Genomic DNA, 19,813 nt, shown 5'->3' with positions numbered 1-19,813 from the left:
CATTATGGATGCTTTTACGTTTCATAATCCAACGAAATTAATTTTCGGTAAGGACCAAATTAGTCAATTACCTTCCCAGTTACCGGACGGCACTAAAAAAGTGCTTATTGTATATGGTGGAGGAAGTATAAAGAAAAACGGTGTGTATGACCAAGTGATGAGTCAGTTGAACGAAGCGGGTGTGGAAGTCCAGGAACTATCTGGTGTAGAACCCAACCCTAAACTGACCACTGTGGAAAAAGGGGTGCAGATCTGTAAAGAAGAAAACATCGATTTCCTTCTTGCTGTAGGTGGAGGAAGTGTCATTGATTGTACAAAAACGATTGCAGCTGGAGCGAATTACGACGGAGCTCCATGGGATCTCGTTACAAGAAAAGCGAAGCCTGAATCAGCTCTTCCATTCGGAACCGTACTGACCTTAGCAGCTACAGGGTCCGAAATGAATGCAGGTGCTGTCATAACGAATTGGGAAACGAATGAAAAGTACGGATGGGGTGCAGCTCCTCTAACGAATCCGACTTTCTCTATTCTTGATCCTGCCTACACGGTAAGTGTTCCGAAAGACCAAACGATCTATGGAATTGTTGATATGATGACACACTTGTTTGAGCAGTACTTCCATAACCCAACACAGTCTCCTGTGCAAGATGAGATGGTGGAAGGTGTACTGAGAGCAGTTATTGATACAGCACCTAAGCTTCTTGAAGACCTGGAATCACTCGAACATAGAGAAACGATTCTATATGCAGGTACAATTGCGCTGAATGGTATGCTTCAAATGGGTTACCGCGGCGACTGGGCCAGTCACAACATCGAACACGCAGTTTCTGCCGTTTATGATATCCCACATGCAGGCGGACTTGCGATTCTATTCCCAAACTGGATGACGCATAACTTGGAAGTCAACGAACAACGATTTGCTCGTTTGGCTGTGAAAGTGTTTGGTGTCAACCCAGAAGGAAAAGGGGATAAAGAAGTCGCCGAAGAGGGCATCAAGGCTCTACGTTCCTTCTGGAGTTCAATCGGAGCTCCTGAAACATTAGCTGATTACAATATTGGCGACGACAAATTCGATGTGATTGTCGACCGTGCAATGAAACGAGGACCATTCGGAAACTTCAATCAATTGCATGAAGAAGACGTTCAAAAAATCTTGGAGATGTCCAAATAAAATATGTGAAAAATCGGAGGGGAACCCCTCCGATTTTTTTATCCATTTATTCAGCTAAATGGCAGGTTTCTTGAAGACTTGATTTCGAGACTTTTATGGGAGTTTAGGGGCTCCGGGAAAAGGTTCGCTTTCCGTGGGCGAGTGATGAGCCTCCTCGAGCTAACGCTCTGCGGGGTCTCATCTACCACGCACTTCCTCTTAGATATCCGGTTTCGGCGCCTAGCGGCTAGTGAGACTTCCCTCGCTTCTGTACGATAAGTCAACATCGAATCACTCCGTTCTTCGTGTTTCCTTTATCTCCGCCAGCTCAGTCCAGTCCATACGCCGCTGATCGAGGCGCCTCCACACTTAAGGTAGGAGTCTCACCGTTTCCCTCCGCCCCTTTGCCATATGAGGTTCTCGAAATCCCTCTAAGAGTAACCTGCCGTGCTCTGTAAAAAGGCCCTTTTCACTAAAGCCGTTATAGAGTCGTTTTAACCATAGATCCAGTAAGAATAAGGCGTGGGAACAGGGTCTGGGAAACGTCCGCATGAAAAACGAATGGAGACACGAACGTGTGTGTTTTTCTACTGACTAATTCCAAACACCGCAAATCGTCGTTTCCCTGACCCCGTATCCATGGCCAGGAATTGTCATTCATTATTTCAACTAGGCAAGGCTTTCTTTAAGGATGCGCGGTATGTGCTCACAGCGCTCCCGCGGAAAGCGAGCCGTTCCCCGCAGCCCCCATCCACTCAACAAAAGTCTCGAAACTGAGTCTTCCATAAACGGGAGCGTTTGTTGAGTTGTCTGGTTATTATTGGATAAGTGATATTCCATAATTTTTACAGATGTATGAAAGTTTTCAATGTATCCGTTTACAATTTGGCGATTGCTTGATTTGAAGGTAAGGTTTCGATAAAGTGAAATTGGTCAAGCAAAAAATGACGATTTGGAGGGTCATCAATGACACATGTTCGTTTTGATTACGAAAAAGCTTTGCCTTTCTTTGGTGAACATGAACTAGAATACATGCAAGGAGCGGTTTCCCTTGCGCACAAATCCCTACACGAAAAAACAGGAGCAGGAAATGACTTTTTAGGATGGTTGGATTTACCTGAGGATTACGATAAAGAGGAATTCGCACGTATTAAAAAATCCGCTGAAAAGATCAAATCAGACTCTGATGTTTTGCTGGTCATCGGAATCGGTGGATCATACTTAGGGGCACGTGCTGCGCTTGAAATGTTGAATCACAGTTTTTACAATGAGTTGTCTTCTGAAGACCGAAGCACTCCACAAGTGTTCTTCATTGGTAACAGCATCAGTGCGCCATACATGAATGAACTTTTTGATGTACTTAAAGACAAAGATGTTTCCATCAATGTCATCTCTAAGAGTGGAACGACGACAGAACCGGCCATTGCTTTCCGTATCTTCCGTAAGTTCCTTGAAGAGAAGTATGGCGTAGAAGAAGCGCGTAAACGAATCTATGCAACAACTGACAAAGAAAAAGGGGCCCTTAAGACACTGGCTGGTGAACAAGGCTACGAATCTTTTGTCGTACCGGATGATGTCGGTGGGCGTTATTCTGTTTTGACGGCAGTTGGTCTTCTTCCAATTGCCGCAAGCGGAATCGACATTGATGAAATGATGAAAGGTGCTCAGGCTGCTCAAAGTGAGTTGAGCACAGATAAGCTTTCCGAAAACCCTGCGTATCAGTATGCTGCCGTTAGGAATGTCCTTTATAACAAAGGGAAAACGATTGAAATGCTTGTGAACTATGAGCCATCCCTTCAATATTTCTCTGAGTGGTGGAAGCAATTGTTTGGTGAGAGCGAAGGAAAAGACCAAAAAGGAATTTTCCCTGCTTCTGCAAACTTCTCCACTGATCTGCACTCTCTTGGACAATATGTACAGGAAGGGCGTCGTGATTTGTTTGAAACGGTTTTAAATGTAGAAACACCATCTTCAGACATTACGATCGAGGAAGACAGCCAGAACTTGGACGGTCTTAATTACCTCGCGGGAGCTACAGTGGACGAGGTAAATGAAAAAGCCTACCTTGGAACAATGCTTGCACACACAGACGGAGATGTGCCGAACTTAATCTTGCACCTGCCGAAACGCGATGCTTATACGTTCGGATATCTCGTGTACTTCTTTGAAAAAGCATGTGCCATCAGTGGTTATCTATTGGGTGTGAATCCTTTCGACCAGCCAGGTGTAGAGGCATATAAAGTCAACATGTTTGCACTACTTGGTAAGCCAGGATTCGAAAAAGAAAAAGAAGAACTTGAAAAACGCTTGAAATAAAAAGAAAAGCTCAGGTCCTCCAGAAAATGGATGACCTGAGCTTTTTTTGTTTGGGCATAGTAAGGAATAAAGGAGTGATTACGGTGATTCCATTATCTTCACCAATTACAGGGCAAGTCTACACGTATAACGATGTGGAGAGTGAACTGAAGGCTCTCGGCTTTAAACTTTCCGACAACTGGGATTATGAGCATGGATATTTTGATTACAAAATAGACGATCATGTAGGTTACCAATTCATTCGTCTTCCGTTCGTCGTAACCTCAGGTTCTTTAGATGCACCTGGCGATTATGCCATGATTGAAATGAAAGAACCGTTCCTGCTCTCTCATAAATATAATCCAGGTCTTGATGATAACGTGAAAGAAGGGAACTTTCGTGCGATTTTCGATCAGTTCCAGGAGCCGGTGGATAAAGACGCATCTTTTCCTGAAGAACACATCAATAAGGGAAGAGAGTTGCTTGCCCAAGTTGAACAGGTCTTACTTTCGAAGGGGTGAAAAAACAACAAGTACATCCCCTTCTTCCAATACAATATCAGGGTGAAGGTCGAAGGAGAGATCTTCGCCTTTTTTTATGCCGATAATTTGATAATGTTCTTTCAGGAAGTGTTCAAAAGCTTTGAGCATAGGTTTTCCAATGAGTTCACCACTAATTGTTTCTTCATGAAATTGTCGTTCGGTCAACAAGTCAAGAAGAAGTTCAAATGGTTTAACCGGATCGTTGCGATAGAGTTCTTGGTAAAAGAGGCTGCTCATAAAGTCATTAGAACGAATGATGGTATTGGCTCCTGCACGTTCTGCATTGATTTTTTGTTTTTCGGTTAGTACTTCAGCGATGATGAACAATCCTGGGTGGTGCCCTTTCAGCGAGACAATCTGATGAATAACCGTCTGATCGGACTGTTCTTCTTCCATGGATGGATCAGCGGTTATGATCGCCATTCTTGCTTCACTTACATTGGCATGTTCAAGTGTTTCTTCGTTCGTGGCACTTCCGTTAATGAAGTGCACACTGGATAAACGCTGATAAAATTGGTTCATTGTCCGGTCGATCAGAACGATTCTTTCTTGAAGGTTCTGTTCTTCCAACATGTCCAGCAAGTGACGGGTCCGTTCATTCCATCCCACAAGGATCAAGTGGTCGCTCCCTTTGTAGGGGACTTTTCCTTCTGATAAGTCTGTTTCATGTTTGACGGTAGAGGCCGAAAGTGTCGCCATATAGAAGGTCACGAGTCCTCCCCCTGATAGAATGAGAAGAATCGCGATGATTTTCCCTGTTGCACTTAAAGGGACATAATCACCATAACCAACGGTGGCGCCTGTCACAAATGCCCACCAGAGACCATCAAAGAAAGTGGGGAAGTTCTCGGGCTCTATGATATGGATGATCAACCCAAATAATGACATGGTAAACAATACTGTAGTCAATAACCGCAAAAACAGCGGCATTTGGAAGTATAGGCGGATTAAGGATTGCATGCCATACGCCCCTTTTTTATCCTCAGTATGGCTGTTCAGGTCTTTCTTCAAACATAAAAGGACTTCCTTAATAATAAGGAAATCCTTTTGGAAGCAGGGTCATGATATTTTTTCTTTCAAATCTTTATAGACACAAGACCAGAAGTCTCGATTATCACGATAGGCCTTTGTAATGAACGTAAGCATTTCCTTTCGTTTTTCGTTAAAATCATCAGCATTTTGATCAGGAAGATTTGCTAATGAATCATCAATAAATGCTTGGATTTCGGGAGCACGTGGTCCCCAAGTTCCCACCTCATTTCCTTTGGTGTCGATAAAAATGATTTTAGGGATGGATCTTGACCGTCCGTTTGTCAAATACTGATCCATCAGCTCTAAATTCTCATCACGCAAAAGGAAGTGGACGGGGATATGTGCATGCTCTGCAATTTTTAAGAAAATCGGCAAGTTCAGCATCGCATCTCCACACCAGTCCTCTGTAAGAACAATCGCGCGTAATTTCTTGTTTTGTACTTTTTCGAATATGGGGTGATCTTCAACGGGGACCGGGAAGTTTTCATATATATAAATGAAGTCTTTCTGGTGTGTTTGCATGTGATCGACGTAGGTCTGCGCTGTCATTCCTCTGTTAAACCAGTTTTCTAAGTTCATTCCAATTCCTCCTCTAAAAACTCCGTACAGGATCATGTTCCCTCATTAGGATCAGAATAAGCGTCTAATTATAATGGTATTCCCCTTTTTTGGTATGATAAAAGAAAAGGGGGATGATTATGGAAAAAGAACGATTGAATTTTTTAATGGAATTGCTTAATACACCTTCTCCATCCAGCATGGAAATGGAGATACAAAAGAGATGGATCAAAGAGATGCGTCCATTTGCTGACGAAATCAAAACCGATCATGCTGGGAATGCTATCGCTGTATTGAATCCTGAAGCGGAATTCAAAATCCTGTTAGCCGGGCACTGTGATGAAATTGCGCTCGTCATCAACCGTATAGATGATCAAGGTTATCTTCATTTTGACAAAATGGGAGGCATCAACCCGAAAGCAGCCGTAGGAATGAAGGTTACTATCCTTGGCTATGAAAAAGAATTGACAGGGGTCATTGGAGTAAACGCTCAACATCATGGTGGATTGAAAGGTGATTTTGGCTTAGACGATCTTTTTATTGACTGTGGAGCCAAATCGAAAGAAGAGATGGAGCAATTTGTTCAAATTGGTGATCTTGCTGTCTATAAAAGGGAACCGGAGCTGTTGATGGATCGATACATAGCCGGACGCGGTCTGGATAACCGCACAGGACAATTTATCGTAGGGGAAGTATTGAGAATGCTTTCTAAAGAAGATATTAAAGTAGGGGTCTATGCGGCAAGCACCGTCAATGAGGAGACCAACATGGGAGGAGCTTATTTCGCTGCCGCCGGCATTGAACCAACAATGGCGATTGCATGTGATGTAACGTTTGCTACCGATTATCCAGGCGTCAACAAGAATAAACATGGCGACGTACGCTTAGACGGGGGACCTGTACTTGCAAAAGGAGCCCCGATCAACAGGAAGATTAACAAGCTTCTTGAAAGCACAGCCAAATCTCTTGAAATGGACGTGCAGTATGAGCTAACGCCTAGAATGACTGGGACGGATGCTGATAAGATGAGACTTACCGGCAAAGGTGTTCCGGTTAGTCTTGTTTCCCTGCCACTCCGTTATATGCATTCTCCTGTAGAAACTGTAAGCGTTAAGGACATCGAAGAAGAGGTCTCCTTATTGGTTGAAATGATTAAGAATATGACAGGAAATGAAAGTCTGAATCCTCTAGAAGATTAATCTGTTCAGCACCGAGGGGTCTCCCTCGGTGTTTTGTTTATTTAAAGCATAATTGGAAAGAATAGCAGATATAATCTTCTATATTAAGGAGTGATCTGCATGGATCGGGAAGCACTGCATCAACAAATTATGACGTTGAAAGGGAAGATCTGCGCCGGGCAACTACAGTTGCATGGATATGATGAATACCTTCTCATGCAACTCGATAAGGTGAAAGATAGTGAAGATGGTCTCGTCGATGTATCCACTGTTTCTTCAACTCTCCGTCTCTTTATAGATGCTACAGAAAAAATGCAGTCTCCATCAGCATAAAAAAAGTCGCTAGGATGCGCCTTTTTTTATTTTCATTCTCATCCCCCCTCGCCACTATCCGGCGAAGGAAGGTGTGAGGTTGAAATTGAACGGAAGACAATAACAAAAAGTGGAAGCCAACGAAGTATGGCTTCCACTTTTTGTTATTGATTATTTTTTGGGAGAGCGTTTTGTAAATTTTGAGCCATTTCGCTTTTTTGGACATTTTGGCCAATTTGCTGCATTCCACCATTGCGATTCATTCTATTTATCCCATACATTGCTGCGGCACCTATGGCCCCAGCTGTTCCTAGTGCTAACCATGAATTTCTTCTACCCATATTTTAATCATTCCTTTTGAAGTAATGGTTTGAAAGGAGTTACATGACTATTCTGCCTCGAATGATGGATATTATAATGGTTTTTTAGTCCGTTTATGTGTATGGATTTTCTGTGCATGCAAATAGTAAAAGGTAAACACATCAAGGAGGTGAGGAGATGAAAAGGCAATTAACAATTGTAATGGTGGTGCTGCTTACTTCCATTTTATCTGCGTGTGCAGGCGTAAATCAAAATGAGCCGGAAGATGTCAATTATCAACCCACACGTTATGATCAAGACAATCAAAGAAATCGTATGGATCGTGATGAAGATATGAGGCGTGACTTGGATGAACCGATCATAGATAGGGATGAACAAGAGCCAGATCTTGGAGAAGAACCTTCCGAAGATAACCGGGAAGTTGAAGAGCAAATGAACATGAACCAGAGGGAATAGTTCTGCCTTTGAAATGATCGTCAATAAGTGTCGTTACCTTTTTCATTTAATAAAAGTTGCACTAGTTGGGTCTATTTGGAAAATGCTTTTAAAGTGTTTTCCTTTTTTGTTATGCACGATTGTTTAAATGTATTTAGTCATTCCTAGAGGACTCATTTGATGAAAAAAGAGTGAACCATCGAAGTTCACTCTTCATTGTTACCAACGCAGGGGACGTTCGAGGGTACGAACTTCTTCTTCGACCGAAGAATATTGGGTTTGTAGAACGGTGATCGCGTCGTTTACAGCATAATAATAAAAGTGAGAGGCTAGTGAGTTTTGGAAGAATGCCAAGAGGTTTTCAGCCGCGAACTCCGATATTTCTTCATCTCTTTCTTTTAAGAAGAAGGACTGGATGTCTTCAATCATCATTTGTCTCTGCTCTTTCGATAAATTAAATTTCATATAATCACTCCTTTTAAGACTAAGCCATAAGAGGATTCAGAGTGAATTCGTGAATATCAACATAATCCTTAAAGAATAGAAAACAACCAGTCACAAAACATTAAGCTTGCGATCTCACAGCGTTTTGTATAAGATAAATTTACAATAACATATCGATTCCATCTTCGGGGCAGGGTGCAATTCCCGACCGACGGTAAGAAGAACGTGGATTCTTCAAGTCCGTGACCCGTATGGTTTGACCATGCGGTGGACCTGGTGAAAGTCCGGGACCGACAGTTAAAGTCTGGATGGGAGAAGATGTCGAACGGATCTGGTAGATTAAACCCTACCTCTATTTCCTATGGACACGACTACCCTTAGCCCTAAATGCTACAGGGTTATTATTATGTGTTTTTATAGGCCGTTTACCTTCATCTGGGATGTGAATCGATGAAAAGATGAAGGAGGAGATCGATGATGGACTCTTATACAGGGCAATCATCAAAACTGCAAAAGTTGGTCATTCTAGCTTTACTTGGTACGATATCTATGGTGTTAATGTTCTTGAAATTTCCGCTTCCTTTTTTACCCCCTTATTTAAAAGTGGATGTTAGTGACATTCCTGCCCTTCTAGCTGCGATTTTATTTTCGCCGCTCGCAGGTATTGTAGTGGAAGCGTTGAAAAATGGTCTATATATGATTTTTACAGGAGTTTCTGATCCCATCGGGGTCGTTGCGAACTTCTTTGCCGGAGTCCTCTTTATTGTTCCGGTTGCTGTTATCTATCGTAAAGGAAAGACGATGAAATCACTCATTTTAGGTTTGGTATTTGGTTCGGTCTTTATGGCAGTGACGATGAGCGTACTCAATTACTTTCTTATCCTCCCTGCATACAGCTGGTTTATGGGCTGGGAGACAATGAGTGCAGATGTGAAATGGATGACAATCGTAGCGGGGATTCTTCCTTTTAATGTGATTAAAGGAGCTATTGCTGGATCGTTATTTATTATGTTATTCGTGAAAATGAAGGACTGGATCGAACAAAAAAGTGTACGCCAGTCAGCCGCATAAAGAAAGCGAGGGGCCCATGCCCCTCGCTTTTCATTTGCTTAGTTTTTTTCGTTTTCAATTTCTTCCACGTTATAACGTGCTGTAGGCATGGCTTCCAAACGCTCAACTGGTATGGGGTCACCTGACTTTTCACTCAGACCATAACGTCCCTCTTCCATACGCTTTAGAGCATCTTCTATTTCCATTAATTTTTCTCGCGCCTGTTCATAAAACGTTTGTTCTTTCGCTCTCTCAAATTGATCTGTTCCCTGGTCGCCAGGATGATCAGCCACGCTCGATATTTCACCGGTTCGGTCGTTTTCGTAATCTTCTTTAGCTTGATCTTCTTTGTATTCTTCCATTTGCGCTTCCGCTTCTTCTTTCATTTCTAAAAGGCGGTCCTTGAATTTCTGTTTTTGTTTATCATTCAACATGTTAAAAGTGACTCCTTTCGACTATACAGATCGGTTATTTTTTTAATGGAACGACTCCTACGGTGCATCGGGATAAACACACCAATTCATCAGCTTCATTAACAATTTGTATTTCCCATACCATCGTATTTTTTCCGATATGGGCCGGGGTTGCTGTTCCTTTTACATATCCATCACGAGCACTTTTTATATGATTGGCATTGATTTCTACACCGAAAACTTGTTGTTTAGCAGGGTCAATGTTTAAAAATGCTCCGATGCTCGCAGCGCTCTCGGCTAATGCCACACTTGCTCCACCATGGAGGAACCCCATGGGCTGATGAGTACGGTGATCGACAGGCATGCGAATTTCTACCTTTGTCGGATCTGCCGTCAGAACTTCCATTCCTAGTGCTTCCATCAATGTATTCTTCATCATAGTTTTGTTCATTTTCATCCCGTCCTTTTTTTATTATTCCCATTGTAAAAATGGTCAAACCTTCATGTTACGAACTAAAATCATAAATGACTTATTCAACTATCTGGCAGGATTGTAGAAGACTCAATTTAGAGATGTTTCCGGGGTTCGTTGCCTGGGGGAGTGGCAAGCTTCCTCGGACTTCGTCCTGCGGGATCTCGCCTATCTCCTTTCTCCCACGGGAGTCTCGCAGCTTCCCAACAAACCCATTCCATGATGGTGAGAAACGAACCCCTTTCCCAAGGATGGGTGTCTTCCACCATCTATGCTTATAGTAATAAAGCACTCTGTATCAGGCTTTTTTTTATAGAATTCAGGATCTTTGTACCTACATGTTATTATTGCAAATTCCGCTACTTTTTGAAGGGATTTTGAGCATCTTATATGTCAAGGGGCGGAGGAGTCTCGCCATCCCCCGCAGCCCCCAACCTAGGATACAAACATCTCGAAATCAAGTCTTCAAGAAAAGGGAGCCTTAGTGATAATAAAAAAGGATGGTGGGTACCATCCTTTTTTTGTTTCTCTTGATGTGTTTTTTCTGGTTCTCTCATTTAGGAAAGAGGGAAGTTAAGGTGTAATAGTAAGGATAGTCCTAGAAGAAAACCGTAAATGGTGTTCGTCTGGGCCGTCGCTTTCATGGCAGGCATCATCTCCAGTGGCTGCGTTTTTCCTATAAATCCCTGAATGGCTTTCGATGCTTTTATTACACTAAAGAAGGTAATTATTGACCATAAAGGCAGTGTTCCCAAAATGATCAATACGCCTGTCCATATAAAAGCCGTTGCAAAAAGTGAACTTATGAAAACAATAGATCCTTTGTGGCCGAAAAGTATAGCCAGCGTTTTTCTTCCGTTTTCGGCATCCCCGACGCGGTCCCTGATATTGTTGGCTAACAAAATGGTACCGACAAAGATGGCCACAGGAACGGAAACGATAATCACTTCAGCGGTAATAGCCAGGGTTTGTATGAAATAACTGATCCCAATAATGATGGTCCCCATAAAAAAACCTGCTGTTATTTCACCGAATGGTGTATAGGCGATCGGTAATGGGCCGCCTGTGTAAAGATAGCCGAACAGCATGGAAACCAATCCGATGACAGCAATCCACCAGCTTGAAGAGGCGCAAATATAAACGCCTAGTAATCCTGCAAGTATAAAGAATAAATAGGCTAATGAAAGTACGGTCTTAGGGTTGATTCCATCACGGACAATGGTTCCTCCGATTCCGACTGAACTTTCATTATCTAAGCCTCGTTTGTAATCATAATACTCATTAAACATATTGGTAGCTGCTTGAATGAGGATAGAGGCGAGCAACATGGCGGCAAATAACCAGAAGTTGATCGATTGTTCCATAGCAGCAAGCATTGTCCCGACGAAAACAGGGACAAAGGCAGCTGTCAGTGTGTGTGGTCGTAGCAACCGCCACCACACTTGGAAACCTTCGCGTTCATTCAAGGAAGCTTTTATGTTTTGGTTTTGAACAGAGCTCATTGATGTTCTCTCCCTTGTCACTATACTCTTGTTATGTTAACAGTTTAATTTTAGGGAAAGCGTCCTGGAGTGTCAATGAATGTAAGAAAATGTTGGTTTTAAAGCAAGATTCCTTGAGTCAAGAGAAAAAAGAGAATAAAATAGAGAGTGATGCATACACACAAAAGCATCAATCGCTGTGTGTGGAGAGAGTAGATAACGTCCCTTAAAGAATGGGAGGAATATATATGCTTCATACGAAGGCCCCTCATATAGAAGAAATGGTCGGGGAAGCTCTTCAGAAAGCACATCATCTTGGGGAACCTCTTTTTATTAGTATAGTTGAACATATAGATGATCAAAACCCCTTTCAATTTTTTGAAACGGGTCAGCATATTGATCAGCACCGCTCGTTTTGGCAGAGTGCTGAAAATGATTTGACCATGGTCGGAATAGGGAAGGCCAGTCAATTGTATGCAAAAAGTAAACAACGTTTTCGTGAAGTCCAATCCCTATGGAAGCATCTGCAGGAAAATGCGATGCTGCATGACGATTACAATAAAAAAGGAACAGGAATGGTGGCTCTTGGCGGTTTCAGTTTCGATCCTGAACAAAAAGAGGATGCACCATGGGAATCTTTTCCTGACAGTAAAATGACGATTCCTGCTTTTTTGTTAACGAAAGTGGATGGGGAAACATATTTAACCATCAATGCATTGATTTTTCCGGAAGATCATCAGCAGCAGATCGCTCATCAAATACAAGATCACCGGGACATTCTTCTTAACGAAGGAGAGATGTCCGGTTCGCTGCCTGTCATTGATCAGACCTTTGAGGTTGCTCCTGAGGATTGGAAAGAATCGGTGAAGAAAGCGACGGATGATATTACAGCAGGGTTGATGGAGAAAGTCGTCCTTGCAAGAGAACTCCGCGTCACGTTCAAAGAGGATGTGCAGATCGCGGCTGTTTTAAAAGCTCTGGCTGATACTCAGCCAAACAGCTATATTTTCTGTTATGAAAGTGGAGGGGATCACTTTATTGGTGCGACTCCAGAGAGACTTGCAAAAGTGGAAGACCGTGAACTTGTGTCTACGTGTCTTGCAGGAACGGTCCCTCGTGGTAGGACCGAGCAGGAAGATCTCAAGCTGGGGGAAGAATTGCTTGGAGACCCTAAAAATCTTCAAGAGCATCAATTTGTAGTGGAAATGATTAAAGAAGCGGTAGAAGCATGCAGCAGTCAAGTAGAAGTACCGAATGGACCTGTCCTTTATCCGCTCCGGAACCTGCAGCATTTGTACACACCAGTGAGAGCCGTATTGGATCAAGGCTACACACTGCTTGACGTGATTGAAAAGCTGCATCCGACTCCGGCCCTCGGCGGGATGCCGCAGCGAGTTTCAGTCGAGTATATTCGTACACATGAAACGTTGAATAGAGGCTGGTATGCTGGGCCAATCGGTTGGTTTGATGCCCAGGATAACGGTGAGTTTGCAGTAGCGATCCGTTCCGCTCTCATTCAGCAAAAGGAAGCTTCTTTGTTTGCTGGGTGTGGAGTAGTCGAAGATTCCGATCCTGAAGCGGAATATGCAGAAACGGCGGTCAAACTAAAACCGATGATGAATGTATTGGGAGGATCAGAATGGGACATGTAGAAGCATTAACGAAATATGTGACTCATTTTGTAGACCAACTCGTGTTCTCGGGTGTCGAACATGTCGTCATATCACCAGGTTCGAGGTCTACGCCACTCGCCATGACTTTTGCTGAGCATTCCGGGGTGAATCACTGGGTTCACCTTGATGAACGCTCAGCTGCTTTTTTTGCTTTGGGGATAGCTAAGCAAGAACAAAAGCCAGTAGCACTCGTTTGTACGTCTGGTACGGCAGCTGCGAACTATTATCCGGCAATTGTCGAGGCTTTCTACAGTAGAGTACCTCTCGTAGTGTTGACCGCTGACAGGCCGCATGAGTTGAGAGAAGTCGGTGCGCCTCAAGCCATTAATCAAATCCAAATGTATGGTAGTTATGTTAAATGGTATCAGGACCTAGCGTTGCCAGAAGAAAACAACTTTCCTTATGCGAGGCAACAGGCGGCAAGAGCGATGGAAGAAGCAATTTCCGGGCAGGGTCCTGTACATCTGAATATTCCATTTCGCGAACCGTTAATTCCAGACTTCCAGTTGGAAGAGGCATGGCGTGGAAGCGTCCAGCCAATTCCAAGAGCTCAGAGAGGGAGTTTAGCGATGCCGGACGATCAGGTGAAGTCATTATTTGAACAGCTGGCTCAAGGAGAGAATGGGTTACTGGTTGTAGGTCCACAAACGGATTCACGCTTAGCTGAGGCAGTTACACACCTCGCCTCTCGTCTCGGAGTTCCTGTATTTGCTGATCCTTTATCCCAGCTTCGTACAGGAAGCCATGATAAGAGGAATATCATTGAAAATTACGATGCTCTGCTTAAGTCACAAACAATTAAGGGTCAAGTCGTGCCCGATTACATCGTACGGTTCGGAGCGATGCCTGTATCCAAAGCGTACTTGAAATGGATCCAGGAATACAAAGAACAGATCGATCACTACGTTGTGGATGATCAGCAGGAATTTCGTGAGCCGGCAGGCATCGGGGCGACATTCATTTGGAGTGAGCCTGTCCAATTGTGTGAGAGCTTGTCCGATTTTATGCCTGATGGGAACGTAGAAACCTCATGGCTTTCCACGTGGCAGCAGATGAATGTTTTAGCGAAAAATGAAATGCTATTTGAACCTGAGTATTCGCTCAATGAAGGGCATGCGGTCGCTTATTTGGCAGACACGATGCCGGATGATTCCAACTTCTTTGTGGGCAACAGTATGCCGATCAGGGATGTCGATAGTTTCTTCATGGCTTCACCAAAAAATGTCCAGCTAATGGCGAATCGAGGAGCAAATGGGATCGATGGCGTGATCAGTACAGCGATTGGAACAGCTGTTACAGGCAAACATACAACGCTATTGTTAGGAGATATCTCCTTCTATCATGATTTGAATGGGCTATGGATGGCAAAGAATAAGAAGATTCCATTGACCATCGTTGTAATTAATAATGATGGAGGCGGCATATTTTCTTATCTGCCTCAATCCAAACATCCTGATCACTTTGAAGAGCTCTTTGGTACTCCTTTAGGTCTGGATCTAGGTCCTGTCATCGGGATGTATGGAGGCACACACAGAAAAGTGACGACTTGGGAATCTTACAAACGGGCCTTAGTAGAAAGTTATGAAAGTCCAGGGCTGAACGTCGTCGAAGTGGTGACGAACCGTGACGATCATGTAGCCTTTCATAGAGAGCGTTGGGCGAATGTGGAAAAAGCGGTTTTGGAATGGAGCGGGAGTTTATGAGGATGAAGGTGAACGGAAGAGAATATTGGGTCGAGGATGAAGGGGAAGGGCAAGGGCAAGTCCTCCTCCTGCTCCACGGTTTTACGGGCCGCACTTCAACTTTTGACTCCATTACTTCCCGTTTCGAAAAATCTTTTCGCTTATTAAAAGTGGATTTGCCAGGTCACGGAAGGACAGGCTCGATTGGTATTGTAACGATGGAACGCTTTTGTCGGGACCTCAAAGCTATGCTTGATCAGCTGGGATTAGAAAAGGTGTCCTTGCTTGGTTATTCCTTGGGTGGAAGAACAGCTCTATCATTTGCTATGCTTTACCCTGAATATGTCGATCGATTAATACTCGAAAGTGCTTCTCCAGGTTTACCTACAACCGAAGAACAGCTGGCAAGACAAGCAAAAGATAAAGGATTGTCGGAAAAATTGATGGAAGAAGGAGTCGAACCGTTCGTAGACTTCTGGGAAAGCCTCCCACTCTTTGATTCGCAACAATCCCTTCCTGATGATGTGGAAAAAGCGTTGAGAGAAGAACGTTTAAGTCAGACGGCTAATGGTCTTTCTGAATCGCTTCTCGGTATGGGAACAGGTCATCAGCCTTCCTGGTGGGATCAGCTATCTTCCCTCAAGTGCCCGGTCTTATTAGTGACAGGAGAGGAAGACGAAAAGTTCCGAAACATCAATAGGGATATGGCTGAACGCTTCACTAGAGCCACTCATCGGGTGGTCGAAAATGCTGGTCATACCGTCCACCTTGAGAATCCTGGGATTTTTGCTAAAATTGTAGATGGCTTCATGATAAAATGAAAATTGTAAGAAAGCGTTTTTTCATGAGGAATATAGGAACTGAATGTAGAAAAAGGAGGAAATAATATGTCTTTTGATTGGGTTAGTGAACGCGAATACGAAGATATTATGTACGAGAGATTTGAAGGGATTGCTAAAATCACGATCAACCGTCCGGAAGTTCGTAATGCCTTCCGTCCGCAAACGGTACATGAGTTAATTGATGCTTTTGCTTATGCTCGCGATGACTCCAGAATTGGAGTTATTGTTCTTGCAGGAGCTGGCGATGATGCTTTCTGTGCTGGTGGAGATCAGAAAGTACGTGGCCACGGAGGGTATGTAGGTGATGACCATATCCCTCGTTTGAATGTACTTGATTTGCAACGTTTGATCCGTGTGATTCCAAAACCAGTGGTAGCGATGGTTTCCGGTTATGCAATCGGTGGTGGACATGTATTACATATCGTTTGCGATTTAACGATTGCTGCTGATAACGCCATCTTCGGCCAGACAGGACCAAAAGTGGGAAGCTTCGATGCTGGTTATGGTGCAGGATTGCTTGCACGTATCGTTGGTCATAAGAAAGCCCGTGAAATTTGGTACTTGTGCCGTCAGTACTCTGCAAGAGAAGCGGAAGAAATGGGACTAGTAAACACAGTTGTACCATTGGAAGATCTTGAAGCTGAAACCGTACAATGGGGTCGTGAAATGCTTGAGAAGTCTCCGACTGCTTTACGTTTCTTGAAGGCTTCTTTCAATGCAGATACAGACGGTTTAGCTGGTCTTCAACAAATGGGTGGAGACGCCACATTGTTGTACTACACAACAGAGGAAGCCAAAGAAGGACGCGACGCCTTCAAGGAGAAAAGAAAGCCTGACTTCGATCAGTTCCCTCGTTTTCCTTGATTCGTCTCTATATATGAAACCATGTGTGAAGGGGCATCCTGTAGAAAGGATGGCCCCTTTTATGATTCGAGCGTTAGAATAACAGAACTAAGTAAAGGAAGGGTTGTAATGGGCGAACGTATTCCTCATTGGTTAGATAAACAGGCGGCGTTAAATCCGCAGCGTACGGCGATTGAAACATCAGATGGTGGGAGTATCAGTTTTTCTGAACTAAGGGAAAGAAGCCGGAGAATGGCCCATGCTCTTATGGGAAATGGGGTGAAACAGGACGACCATGTAGCCTTATTAGCAAGCAACAGTTCCACGTACGCCGTTTTCATTCACGCCGTCAGCTATGTCGGGGCGGTAGCCGTTCTTTTGAACACGAGGCTGACCAGTGCGGAAATTGCGTACCAGCTTGAAGATGCTCATGTATCACATTTTTATGCTGATGGACACCACTTACAGGTGGCAACAGAGTCGGTAAGAGAGATGAATCTTGATGTGCGTAGACTTGAACATGTAGAAGAGAAGAAAGAAAGTCTTCACCAACTTCACACAGACCTCGACCTCGATGACGTTTATACGATGATGTACACCTCAGGAACGACAGGAAATCCGAAAGCCGTCATGCATACGTATGGAAACCATTGGCACAGTGCCGTCGCCTCTGCATTAAATTTAGGAGTCCAGGAAAAGGACAAGTGGTTGAACTGTTTACCTTTATTTCATGTTGGTGGCTTTTCGATCTTAATGAAGAGTGTCGTTTACGGCATGCCGATCATGCTATTTGAAAAATTCGATGCTCGAAAGGTTCATAAAGCTATTATGGATAAAGCAATTACCCATGTGTCTGTCGTGACCGTTATGCTGCAGCGATTGCTCGAGGTGCTTGAAGATGGTACGTATCCAGACCACTTCCGCTGCATGCTTCTAGGTGGAGGGCCTGTTCCTGAAGTTATGCTGAAAAAGACATCTGCAAAAGGAATACCCGTATTCCAAACCTATGGGATGACAGAGACTACCTCTCAAATCGCCACTCTCAGTCCGGAATTCGCTTTCTCCAAACTAGGTTCAGCAGGAAAAGCCTTAAGCCCTGCGCATTTGTATATAGACAGTACGGAAAGAGGGGGAGTTGGTGAAATTATCGTTCGTGGTCCGATGGTATCAAAAGGGTACTACAACCGGTCGGAAAGAGAGGGCGCGTACTTGCGGACGGGGGATCTCGGATTTGAAGATGAAGATGGATTTTTGTATGTCGTTGACCGAGTGAAAGACGTGATCATTTCAGGGGGGGAAAACATTTATCCTGCAGAGGTCGAGAGCGTGTTATCATCCTTGCCGGGTGTACGGGAAGCAGGTGTGACCGGTCGTTTCGATAAACATTGGGGAGAGGTTCCTGCAGCGTATATTGTGGCTGAAGATGGGGCCAGTCTGACGGAAAAAGAAGTGCTGGACTGGTGTAGGAAGCGTTTGGCAAAGTATAAATGTCCGAAAGAAGTTCATTGGATCGAAGAACTCCCGAGAAATGCCTCGAACAAACTATTACGAAGACATTTGTCATCCTATTCCATGCAAGGAGGAGACGAATGAGAATCCAATCAGTTGGTTTAAGAAAAGTTTCCTTTCCACTCAAAGTTCCATTCGTTACTCACCAAGCTGAACTGAAAGAGCGTCCTCTTATTATTATAGAAGTAAAAGATGATGCAGGACGCATAGGTTACGGGGAAGTGACGGCATTTCCTGACCCTTTTTACACCTATGAAACGATAAATACAGCTTGGCATATTCTTGAGGATTACTTGATTCCTTTCCTTTTGAAAAATGGAGCGGAGCACCCTTCTGATTTTGCAGAAGAAAGTAAGGGAGTGCAAGGTCATCCGATGGCAAAAGCGGGACTGGAAGCTGCTCTATGGGATCTATATGGAAAACAAGCAGAAAAAAGCCTTGCCGATCTCCTTGGAGGTACCCGCTCATCCGTAAGTGCGGGGGCAGTGATCAGCTTGGGGGATTCAGTAGAAAAAGATGTGTCCATGCTGAAGGAAGAAGGTTTTCAAAGATATAAATTGAAAGTTGTGAAGGGAAGAGAAAAGGAAGCGATTGAAACCATACAACAAATCGACCCGGACCTTCCGATCATGATTGATGCCAATGGTCAATATAATCCAGAGGATATGAGTCATCTACGTTCGATAGATGATTATGGGTTAACAATGATTGAACAGCCTTTTGCGGCAGGAGACTTTTATTGGCATAAAAAGCTCCAAAAGGAAATGAAGACCCCGATTTGTTTGGATGAGTCCATTATGTCTTTTCACGATGCCGTCCAAGCGGTTGAACTGGAGAGTTGTCAAATCATCAACATAAAAATCAGTCGAGTCGGCGGGTTGACAGCAGCGATACAAATCCATGACTTCTGTCAATCGCGGGGAATTCCTGTATGGTGCGGCGGGATGGTGGAATCAGGCATTTCCAAAGCACATAACCTTGCGTTAGCTTCCCTACCAAACTTTACGATTCCGGGCGATTTGTCTGGTTCGACAAGGTATTTTCATAAAGACCTTGTACACCCTGAGATTGTAATACACGAAGGATCCATTGAGGTTCCAAAGAAGCCGGGAATGGGATTAAATGTGGATGAGGAATATCTGGAAGAAGTAACACTTGCTTATGAGACGTTTTCATGAATTTTTCCATCTGTAATAGGTTTCCCTTCCGTGGTTCACACTAAGGAAGAGGAGGGTGAATGATGGAAAAGGATAAGTATTATATCAATATGGGAACAAGGGAAATTTCTTTAAATCACGATGGGAACAATGATGATTTCACGATTTACGCGACAGAGGAAGAAGTTAAAGCTCTTAGGGAAGTGTTCGATGAGATCTATAATGCGGATGCTGAATCTTTCTGGCGGTCTCATGTTCCGTTTAATCCCTATCATAATGATCAGGCGAACGATGAAGCGGATCTCGATATGAAAAAAGCGTTTCAAAAGATTTATGATCTTGGAGATGAAACCACTAAACATCATATCACGGAGATGGGCGTATTGAATGAATAATTGAACCGCTTCTTGAAAAAGAAGCGGTT

The 19,813-nt window shown here is 43.6% G+C and carries 21 protein-coding genes and 1 riboswitch; of the genes, 14 read left to right on the top strand and 7 right to left on the bottom strand.

Features of this window, described 5'->3' with window-relative positions; translation table 11 throughout:
* Positions 1–4: 4 nt before the first annotated feature.
* The 3 genes from DYE48_RS18175 (at position 5) to DYE48_RS18165 (ending at position 3,966) form a co-directional block, all read left to right on the top strand.
* Positions 5–1,171, top strand: a complete 1,167-nt coding sequence (locus DYE48_RS18175) for an iron-containing alcohol dehydrogenase (protein WP_115824809.1) — start codon at positions 5–7, stop codon at positions 1,169–1,171.
* Positions 1,172–2,116: 945 nt separating this feature from the next.
* On the top strand, positions 2,117–3,466 hold the full coding sequence (locus tag DYE48_RS18170) for a glucose-6-phosphate isomerase (RefSeq protein WP_089654125.1): 1,350 nt from the start codon (positions 2,117–2,119) through the stop codon (positions 3,464–3,466).
* 83 nt (positions 3,467–3,549) lie between these two features.
* Complete coding sequence (locus DYE48_RS18165; RefSeq protein WP_181898550.1) at positions 3,550–3,966, top strand: YugN-like family protein; 417 nt, start codon at positions 3,550–3,552, stop codon at positions 3,964–3,966.
* On the opposite strand, the gene DYE48_RS18160 is transcribed toward DYE48_RS18165, so the two are convergent.
* Both DYE48_RS18160 and DYE48_RS18155 read right to left on the bottom strand, forming a co-directional pair.
* Complete coding sequence (locus DYE48_RS18160) at positions 3,949–4,998, bottom strand: potassium channel family protein (RefSeq protein ID WP_244199471.1); 1,050 nt, start codon at positions 4,996–4,998, stop codon at positions 3,949–3,951. The two genes, DYE48_RS18165 and DYE48_RS18160, sit on opposite strands and share 18 nt — an antisense overlap.
* Before the next feature lie 48 nt (positions 4,999–5,046).
* The gene (locus tag DYE48_RS18155) at positions 5,047–5,598 is read right to left on the bottom strand and encodes a thioredoxin family protein (RefSeq protein ID WP_115824807.1); all 552 of its coding nucleotides are present in this window, start codon (positions 5,596–5,598) and stop codon (positions 5,047–5,049) included.
* Between the two features lie 119 nt (positions 5,599–5,717).
* Between DYE48_RS18155 and DYE48_RS18150 the strand changes: the two genes are divergently transcribed.
* A complete protein-coding gene (locus DYE48_RS18150) occupies positions 5,718–6,776 on the top strand; it encodes a M20/M25/M40 family metallo-hydrolase (protein ID WP_115824806.1) in 1,059 nt (352 codons plus the stop codon).
* A 99-nt stretch (positions 6,777–6,875) separates the two neighbouring features.
* A complete protein-coding gene (locus tag DYE48_RS18145) occupies positions 6,876–7,088 on the top strand; it encodes a hypothetical protein (protein ID WP_089654121.1) in 213 nt (70 codons plus the stop codon).
* A 143-nt stretch (positions 7,089–7,231) separates the two neighbouring features.
* Here DYE48_RS18145 and DYE48_RS21260 read toward each other — a convergent pair whose 3' ends face one another.
* Positions 7,232–7,408, bottom strand: coding sequence for a hypothetical protein (locus DYE48_RS21260; protein WP_167449547.1), 177 nt, complete (start codon positions 7,406–7,408; stop codon positions 7,232–7,234).
* A gap of 157 nt (positions 7,409–7,565) precedes the next feature.
* Here DYE48_RS21260 and DYE48_RS18140 point away from each other — a divergent pair, with 157 nt between their 5' ends.
* A complete protein-coding gene (locus DYE48_RS18140) occupies positions 7,566–7,844 on the top strand; it encodes a hypothetical protein (protein WP_115824805.1) in 279 nt (92 codons plus the stop codon).
* 198 nt (positions 7,845–8,042) lie between these two features.
* On the opposite strand, the gene DYE48_RS18135 is transcribed toward DYE48_RS18140, so the two are convergent.
* Positions 8,043–8,288: a DUF2164 domain-containing protein gene (locus DYE48_RS18135; RefSeq protein ID WP_115824804.1), complete on the bottom strand. Its 246-nt coding sequence runs from the start codon at positions 8,286–8,288 to the stop codon at positions 8,043–8,045.
* 156 nt (positions 8,289–8,444) lie between these two features.
* Positions 8,445–8,591: riboswitch (FMN riboswitch) on the top strand.
* A gap of 153 nt (positions 8,592–8,744) precedes the next feature.
* Here DYE48_RS18135 and DYE48_RS18130 point away from each other — a divergent pair.
* Positions 8,745–9,338, top strand: a complete 594-nt coding sequence (locus DYE48_RS18130; protein ID WP_115824822.1) for an ECF transporter S component — start codon at positions 8,745–8,747, stop codon at positions 9,336–9,338.
* Between the two features lie 38 nt (positions 9,339–9,376).
* On the opposite strand, the gene DYE48_RS18125 is transcribed toward DYE48_RS18130, so the two are convergent.
* From DYE48_RS18125 to DYE48_RS18115, 3 genes are all read right to left on the bottom strand, one after another.
* Complete coding sequence (locus DYE48_RS18125) at positions 9,377–9,751, bottom strand: TraR/DksA C4-type zinc finger protein (protein ID WP_115824803.1); 375 nt, start codon at positions 9,749–9,751, stop codon at positions 9,377–9,379.
* A gap of 34 nt (positions 9,752–9,785) precedes the next feature.
* A complete protein-coding gene (locus DYE48_RS18120) occupies positions 9,786–10,181 on the bottom strand; it encodes a hotdog fold thioesterase (protein ID WP_089654115.1) in 396 nt (131 codons plus the stop codon).
* Positions 10,182–10,759: 578 nt separating this feature from the next.
* Positions 10,760–11,704 (bottom strand): 1,4-dihydroxy-2-naphthoate polyprenyltransferase, encoded by a 945-nt coding sequence (locus tag DYE48_RS18115; RefSeq protein ID WP_115824802.1) that lies wholly within the window; start codon positions 11,702–11,704, stop codon positions 10,760–10,762.
* A 227-nt stretch (positions 11,705–11,931) separates the two neighbouring features.
* Between DYE48_RS18115 and DYE48_RS18110 the strand changes: the two genes are divergently transcribed.
* The 7 genes from DYE48_RS18110 (at position 11,932) to DYE48_RS18080 (ending at position 19,784) form a co-directional block, all read left to right on the top strand.
* Positions 11,932–13,335 (top strand): isochorismate synthase, encoded by a 1,404-nt coding sequence (locus DYE48_RS18110; protein ID WP_115824801.1) that lies wholly within the window; start codon positions 11,932–11,934, stop codon positions 13,333–13,335.
* Entirely contained in the window at positions 13,323–15,059 is a 1,737-nt protein-coding gene (gene menD, locus DYE48_RS18105; protein WP_115824800.1) for a 2-succinyl-5-enolpyruvyl-6-hydroxy-3-cyclohexene-1-carboxylic-acid synthase, read from the top strand. Before DYE48_RS18110 ends, menD begins: the two co-directional genes overlap by 13 nt.
* A 2-nt stretch (positions 15,060–15,061) precedes the next feature.
* Positions 15,062–15,859, top strand: coding sequence for a 2-succinyl-6-hydroxy-2,4-cyclohexadiene-1-carboxylate synthase (menH, locus tag DYE48_RS18100; RefSeq protein WP_167449546.1), 798 nt, complete (start codon positions 15,062–15,064; stop codon positions 15,857–15,859).
* A gap of 66 nt (positions 15,860–15,925) precedes the next feature.
* Positions 15,926–16,744 carry a 1,4-dihydroxy-2-naphthoyl-CoA synthase gene (gene menB / locus DYE48_RS18095; protein WP_089654878.1) on the top strand — a complete coding sequence of 273 codons (819 nt, stop codon included), beginning with the start codon at positions 15,926–15,928 and terminating at the stop codon, positions 16,742–16,744.
* A 108-nt stretch (positions 16,745–16,852) separates the two neighbouring features.
* Positions 16,853–18,316: an o-succinylbenzoate--CoA ligase gene (locus tag DYE48_RS18090; RefSeq protein WP_115824798.1), complete on the top strand. Its 1,464-nt coding sequence runs from the start codon at positions 16,853–16,855 to the stop codon at positions 18,314–18,316.
* Positions 18,313–19,410 carry an o-succinylbenzoate synthase gene (menC, locus tag DYE48_RS18085; RefSeq protein WP_115824797.1) on the top strand — a complete coding sequence of 366 codons (1,098 nt, stop codon included), beginning with the start codon at positions 18,313–18,315 and terminating at the stop codon, positions 19,408–19,410. Before DYE48_RS18090 ends, menC begins: the two co-directional genes overlap by 4 nt.
* Before the next feature lie 62 nt (positions 19,411–19,472).
* Positions 19,473–19,784, top strand: a complete 312-nt coding sequence (locus tag DYE48_RS18080) for a hydrolase (protein ID WP_089654875.1) — start codon at positions 19,473–19,475, stop codon at positions 19,782–19,784.
* Positions 19,785–19,813: the final 29 nt, after the last annotated feature.

Origin of the sequence: Halobacillus trueperi, assembly GCF_003386945.1 — a bacterium.
Classification (GTDB): domain Bacteria; phylum Bacillota; class Bacilli; order Bacillales; family Halobacillaceae; genus Halobacillus; species Halobacillus aidingensis.
Note: the sequence above shows the minus strand (reverse complement) of the source record. Positions and strands in the feature narration are given on the sequence as shown.